Origin of the sequence: Pseudonocardia oceanicola, from assembly GCF_047200735.1 — a bacterium.
In the GTDB taxonomy this organism is placed as follows: Bacteria; Actinomycetota; Actinomycetes; order Mycobacteriales; family Pseudonocardiaceae; genus Pseudonocardia.
Window position 1 is genome coordinate 1 of record NZ_JBJZON010000056.1, and the last position, 5,876, is coordinate 5,876.

6 protein-coding genes and 1 pseudogene are annotated in these 5,876 nt (G+C 73.6%); all 7 read right to left on the reverse strand.

The features are described from left to right. Nucleotides 1–208: 208 nt before the first annotated feature. On the reverse strand, nucleotides 209–1,249 hold the full coding sequence (locus ACL02T_RS34570; RefSeq protein ID WP_412835041.1) for a phosphotransferase family protein: 1,041 nt from the start codon (nucleotides 1,247–1,249) through the stop codon (nucleotides 209–211). Further along, the gene (locus ACL02T_RS34575) at nucleotides 1,239–2,195 is read right to left on the reverse strand and encodes a DUF7064 domain-containing protein (protein WP_412835042.1); all 957 of its coding nucleotides are present in this window, start codon (nucleotides 2,193–2,195) and stop codon (nucleotides 1,239–1,241) included. Before ACL02T_RS34575 ends, ACL02T_RS34570 begins: the two co-directional genes overlap by 11 nt. Before the next feature lie 4 nt (nucleotides 2,196–2,199). Then, on the reverse strand, nucleotides 2,200–3,015 hold the full coding sequence (locus ACL02T_RS34580; RefSeq protein WP_412835043.1) for an enoyl-CoA hydratase/isomerase family protein: 816 nt from the start codon (nucleotides 3,013–3,015) through the stop codon (nucleotides 2,200–2,202). After that, nucleotides 3,015–3,812, reverse strand: coding sequence for an enoyl-CoA hydratase/isomerase family protein (locus tag ACL02T_RS34585; protein WP_412835044.1), 798 nt, complete (start codon nucleotides 3,810–3,812; stop codon nucleotides 3,015–3,017). The genes ACL02T_RS34580 and ACL02T_RS34585 overlap by 1 nt, the downstream gene beginning before the upstream one ends. A gap of 28 nt (nucleotides 3,813–3,840) precedes the next feature. Beyond that, nucleotides 3,841–4,878 carry an LLM class flavin-dependent oxidoreductase gene (locus ACL02T_RS34590; protein ID WP_412835045.1) on the reverse strand — a complete coding sequence of 346 codons (1,038 nt, stop codon included), beginning with the start codon at nucleotides 4,876–4,878 and terminating at the stop codon, nucleotides 3,841–3,843. A 22-nt stretch (nucleotides 4,879–4,900) separates the two neighbouring features. Next, nucleotides 4,901–5,683, reverse strand: a complete 783-nt coding sequence (locus tag ACL02T_RS34595; protein WP_412835046.1) for an enoyl-CoA hydratase/isomerase family protein — start codon at nucleotides 5,681–5,683, stop codon at nucleotides 4,901–4,903. Nucleotides 5,684–5,695: 12 nt separating this feature from the next. Further along, nucleotides 5,696–5,876, reverse strand: a pseudogene (locus tag ACL02T_RS34600) (hypothetical protein); the annotation flags it as partial.

Below are 5,876 nucleotides of genomic sequence, written 5' to 3' on the forward strand. Positions count from 1 at the left end.
CAAGCAGAAGAGCAAGGCCGCCAGCGCCGCGGCCAAGGCCCAGCGGGGCTGACCGACGGGCCGCGACGCGGCCCGCCGCACCGGCCCTGGTGGTCCACGAGGTTCTCGTCCCCGGATCGTCGCGCGCCCGACGTGCGATGCCGGGGACGAGAGGAGTCGCCATGGAGGTCGACGCCGTTGACGACGGTGGGGTCGACCGGGTGTCGGTCTACTCCCCCGACCCGGTCGGTCCCGCCCTGCTCGACGAGACGGCCCGGCTGCTGAGCGGCTGATCCTCCGGACCCGTCCGCCGCGCCGCCGCGAGGAACGACTCCACCAGGCCGTGGTCGGCGTAGTAGGGGTCCCCGTGACCCGCGACCGTGCGACGGTGGCTGTACTCGTAGAGCACGGCCAGCTTCCACAGCGCCATGGTGGTGTACCAGCGCAGGCCGGTGAGGTCCCGGCCGGTGGTCGCCGCGTACCGCTGCGCGAGCTCGGCGCGCCCCGGCCAGCCGGGCTCCAGCGCGGCGGTGCCCAGCGCGGCGGTCGGGGTGAGCGGCTCGCCCTCCTCCGGCCAGCAGACCAGGAAGTAGCCGACGTCGAACAGCGGGTCGCCGATCGTCGCGAGCTCCCAGTCCAGCACGGCGGCGACCCGCCCGGTGGGCCCCAGGATGACGTTGCCGAGGCGGTAGTCGTTGTGCACCACCGCCGCGCCGGACTCGGTGGGGGCGTGGGCCTCCAGCCAGGCCTCCACCTCGGCGAAGCCCTCCGGGGGGTCCTCGACCAGGCGCCGCATCCGGCGGAGGTGCCGGAGGTTGAAGCCCTCCGGGCGGCCCATCTCGGCCAGCCCGGCGGCCCGCCAGTCCACGGCGTGCAGTGCGGCGAGGGTGTCCACGAGGGACTCGCCGATCTCCCGGCCCCGTCCGGTCAGCTCCGGCGTGGTCCGGGTGGTGACGACCGGGCCCGGTACGTGGCTCATCACGTAGAACGGGCTCTCGATCACCTCGCCGGCCTCGGCGGTGGCCAGCACCTCCGGCACCGGGACCCCCGTGCCGGCCAGTCCCCGCAGCAGCCGCGCCTCGCGCAGCACGTCGTGCGCGCCCGGGGGGACGGGAGGCGGCGGCGGACGCCGGACGACGACGTCACGGCTCCCGCTGACCAGGTACGTCAGGTTGGAGTGGCCGTCGCCGATGCGGCGCACGCACAGCGGTCCGTCGACGATCCCGGCGAGGAAGCCCTCCAGAACACCCGGTGGCCACTCAGCGCGCACGGCGGCGGCTCTCGACGAGGTGCCCCAGGTACTCCCGCGGCCAGTGCGTCTCCCACTGGCCGGCACCGGGTTCACCGTCGATCGTGACGTCGCAGGCGGACTCCCAGATCTCGGTGGCCATCTTGTCGTTGGTGGGCAGCTTGATCAGGCCGTAGCGGTCGAAGACGACCTCGGTGCGGCCGCCGGCGGTGTCGACGAGGGTGGCCTCGAGCCGCTTCTGGGACATGTCGTCGTGGTAGGTGGCCTTGTGCTCGATGCGCTCCACCGGGACCGTCACGCCGTCGGGGCGCAGCACCGAGCCGGCGAAGCCCCACTCGCCGCCGGCGATCCAGATCCAGCCGTTGATCGCCCGGCCGGAGTCGGTGTAGGCCACGAACCACTTCCAGTGGTGCGGCACGCCCCAGTCCCGGTTGCCCCAGGAGTGGTCGCGGTGGCCCATGCGCCGGTCCCACTCGATGCGCCGGCCGGCGACCTCCAGGAAGCCGGAGACCCGGCCCGTCTGCTCCAGCCGGTTGGCCGCGAACCACGCCGGGAGCCCGTCGGGGTTGGAGCGGTAGCTGAACGCGTCCTGGACCGCCTCGAAGCGGTACTCGAGGCGGATCGTGTCGCTCTCGTAGGTCACCTCGGCGGTGCGCCGCAGCTCGGGCTGGCGGATGGTGAGGCCCTTGAGCCGGAAGTCGTCGAGGTCCATGTCCGCGGGGACCGTGCCGCCGTCGAGGTCGAGGGCGACGGGCTCGCTGTCCGGGCCCCAGACCGACACGTTGAACCCGGCCTTCCCGTGCGCGGTCAGGAACAGGTAGACCTGCAGCCCGAGCCGCTCGTCGGGCATGATCATCTCGTAGAACAGGGAGTCCCGCATCCGGCCGCCGGGCTCGGCGGGCCAGTGCCGCAGGTCGTCCTTCGGCCCGAACCCGGGGTCCGGGACGTGCACGTCGGTGAGCGTCATCAGGCTATCTCCCGGTGAAGTTCGGGGGCCGGCCCTCGAGGAAGGCGTGGAGTGCCTCGGGCATGTCCTCGGCACGGGTCAACAGGGACTGGCCGCGGTTCTCCAGCTCCAGCGCGGCCCCGTAGGAGGTGACCTCCTGGTTGCGCAGCAGCGCCCGCTTGGTCATGCGCACACCACCGGGCGAGTTGGCGGCGATCGCGGCGGCGAGGGTGTCCGCCTCGGCGAACAGGTCCTCGCTCGGCACCACCCGGTTGACCAGGCCGATCCGCTCGGCCTCGGCGGCCCCGACCACCCGGCCGGTGAAGCCGAGCTCGGCCGCGCGGCCGTAGCCGATCAGCCGGGTCAGCAGGTAGGACGTCCCGAGCTCACCACAGGACAGCCCGACCCGGACGAACGCGCAGGACAGCTTGGCGGTGGGCGCCGCGAGGCGGATGTCCGCGGCGAGGGCGAGCGCGAGGCCGCCGCCGACGGCGGGGCCGTGGATCGCAGCGATCACGGGGAACGGCAGCTCCCGGATGGCGGCGAGGCCGCCCGTCGCGGCCTCCTGGAAGAACAGGAACTCCCGCACCCCCATCGCCTGGATCGTACCGACCTCGGCGAGGTCGAACCCGGAGCAGAACGCCTTCTCCCCCGCACCGCGCAGGATCAGCGCCCGCGCCCCGCTGTCCCGCAGGGCCAGCGCGGCCTCGTTGTGCTCGTGGAACATCGTCTGGGTCTGGGAGTTGGCCCGGTCGGGGCGGTTCACGGTGAGGACGGCGACTCCGTCCTCGCGCAGCTCGACCCGCAGCGTCTCCAGCTCGACGAGCGTCTTGGCGACCATCAGCGCCCCTCGAAGACGGGCGCGCGCTTCTCCTGGAAGGCGGTGAGCGCCTCGGTCATGTCCTCGCTGCGCGTGAGCAGCGCCTGACCGCGGTTCTCCAGCTCCAGCGCAGCCGCGTAGGAGGAGGCCTCCATGTTCGCCTGCAACGCGCGCTTGGACAGCTGGACCCCACCGGGCGAGTTCTGACAGATCTGCCCGGCCAGCTCCAGGGCGGCGTCGAGGAGTTCGTCCTCGGGCACGACGCGGTTGACCAGCCCGGTCCGCTCGGCCTCCTCGGCCCCCATCGTCCGGGCGCTGTAGAGGAACTCCGCGGCCGCCGCGGGGCCGATCAGCCGTGGCAGCAGCCACGACGTGCCGAGGTCACCGCCGGACAGCCCGATGGTCACGAAGGAGGGCACGAACTTCGCCCGCGGCGAGGCCAGCCGGATGTCGGCGGCCAGCGCCAGCGCGAGCCCGCCACCCGCGGCCGCGCCGTTGACCGCGGCGATCACCGGCACCCGGACACCCCGGATCGCGGCGAGTGCCCGCGCGGCGCTCTCCTGCAGGTCCAGCATCCCCAGTGCCCCCAACGAGGGCAGCTGCTCGGCCGCGGCGAGGTCGTAGCCCGCGCAGAAGGCCTTGCCCGCGCCGGTGACGACCAGGGCGCGCAGGCCGGGCTCGCGGTCCAGCTGCCTGCCCGCCGCCTCCAGCTCCGCGAACATCTCCGCGGTCATGGAGTTGAGCCGGTCCGGCCGGTCCAGGGTCAGCACGGCGACCCCGTCGCGCGGCCTCTCCAGGCGGAAGGTGGTGGCGGACATGGGTTCTCCTCGTTCGAACGAGTGCGGGTCAGACGGGTGCGGGGGTGAGAGCGGCGACGATCTGCCGCGTTGCCCGTTCGGTGTCCTCGGGCTCCAGGCCCCACGGCGCCGCCGTGAGATTGAGATGGTCGAACGGCTCGGCGTGCCGGGCGGCGTGCCGCGGGAGGTCCTCGGGCCGGCAGGCGATCGCCATCGCGTCGACCATCTCGTCCGTGACGGCGGCGGCCATCGCCTCGCCGTCCCGGGTCTTGGCGGCCGCCCGGATCGTGGCCTGGGCCGCGGACCAGCCGTGCAGGGCGAACAGCCGGTCGTAGACCCGGGCCGCGGCGTACTGGGCGATCGCGAACGCCGCCCGACGGCGAGCGGCCTCCTCGTCCGCGTCGAGCGCGCAGATCCGCGTGCCGGACACCGCGACCCGCACGTCCCGCCCCGCCTCCTCGGCGCCGCGCGCGAGCTCCGGGCGGAGGACCTCCTCGACGTACGCGGCGGTCATCATCGGATGCCCGACGAGCCCGTCCGCGACCCGGCCGGCCGCGCGGACCATCCGCGGGTTGACTCCCGCGGTCCAGATCGGCAGCGGGTCCTGGATCGGCGGGGCCGTCGGGATCGTCGGGTTGATCGCGAGGGAGTAGAAGCGTCCCTCGTGGGCGACCGGGCCCTCGTGCAGGCGCCAGAGCTTGCGCAGGACCGCGACCAGCTCCTCCATCCGCACGGCCGGCGCGGACCCGTCCACGCCCATCCAGTTCTGCATCATCCCCGGAGTGCCGTTGCCGAGGCCGAGCACGATGCGGCCACCGCTGAGCTCGTCGAGGTCGCGGGCCTCGGCGGCGAGGATCATCGGCGAGCGCGCGGCCCCGTAGGCGATGTTGGAGCCGATCAGGATCCGCTCGGTGGCGGCGGCGAGCGCCGCCATCGGCACCGTGGCCGAGCGGTTGTAGAGCTCGCTGACCCACACCGCCGAGAACCCCGCCGCCTCCGCCGCGCGCGCGACCTCGGCGGCCCGGCGGAAGCGGTCCGGCCCGTGTCCCGCGGTGAAGACGGTCAGCCCGTACCCGGTGTCCAGCATCGTCGCGTGTCCTTCCGGTCGATCAGGCGAACTTCGGGGCCCGCTTCTCCAGGAAGGCGGTGATCCCCTCCTGGGCCTCGCCGGACTCGAACAGCTCCTGGATCTGCTCGACCTCGTACCGCTTGCCGTCGGCGAAGGGGAGGTCGAAGGCGGCGTCGACGGTCCGCACGACGGCCGCGAGCGCGGGCCGCGACAGCCCGCTGAGCTGTCCCGCCAGCTCCAGCGCCGCCTCGCGCGCCCGACCGGCCTCGACCAGCCGGTCGACGAGGCCGATCGCGGCCGCCTCGTCGGCAGGCACCTGGCGGGCGGTCGCCATGATGTCGATCGCCCGGCCACGGCCGACGAGCCGGGGCAGCCGCTGGGTGCCCGCGGCCCCCGGGATCAGGCCGAGCCGGACCTCGGGCAGCCCGTACTTCGCGTCCGCGCCGGACACCCGCATGGTGGCTGCCAATGCGAGCTCCAACCCGCCGCCGAGGGCGACGCCCTCGACCGCGGCGATGCTGATCAGGTTCGCCGAGGCGAGCCGTTCGACGGCTCCGCGCAGCCGGTTCCCGTACTCGGTGAAGGACTGCGCGTCCACGGTGCCCATGTGCTTGATGTCCGCGCCCGCGGCGAAGAAGCCGGGGATGGCGGAGGTCAGCACCAGCACCCGGGTGTCGCGGCGCTCCGCCTCGTCCAGCAGCGCATTCAGCCCGTCGATGATCGGCGGGCCCAGGGCGTTGGCGGGCCTGCGGTCGATCGTCGCGACCAGCACGCCGCTCCCGGCGTCTTCCCAGCTCACCGGGTTGATCTCGGCATCGCTCATGGTCTTCCCCCCTCAGGCCCGGCGCGGGAACGCGCTGAAGTCGGGGGTGCGCTTGGCCTTGTACGCCTCGCGGCCCTCCTGCGCCTCCTCGCTTCTCTGCGGGCGGAAGGCGTTGCGCACCTCCGGCCGACAGATCGTGATCTCGGCGATGCCGTCCCCGGAGTGGTCGAGACGGATGTCGGTGTAGTCGAGG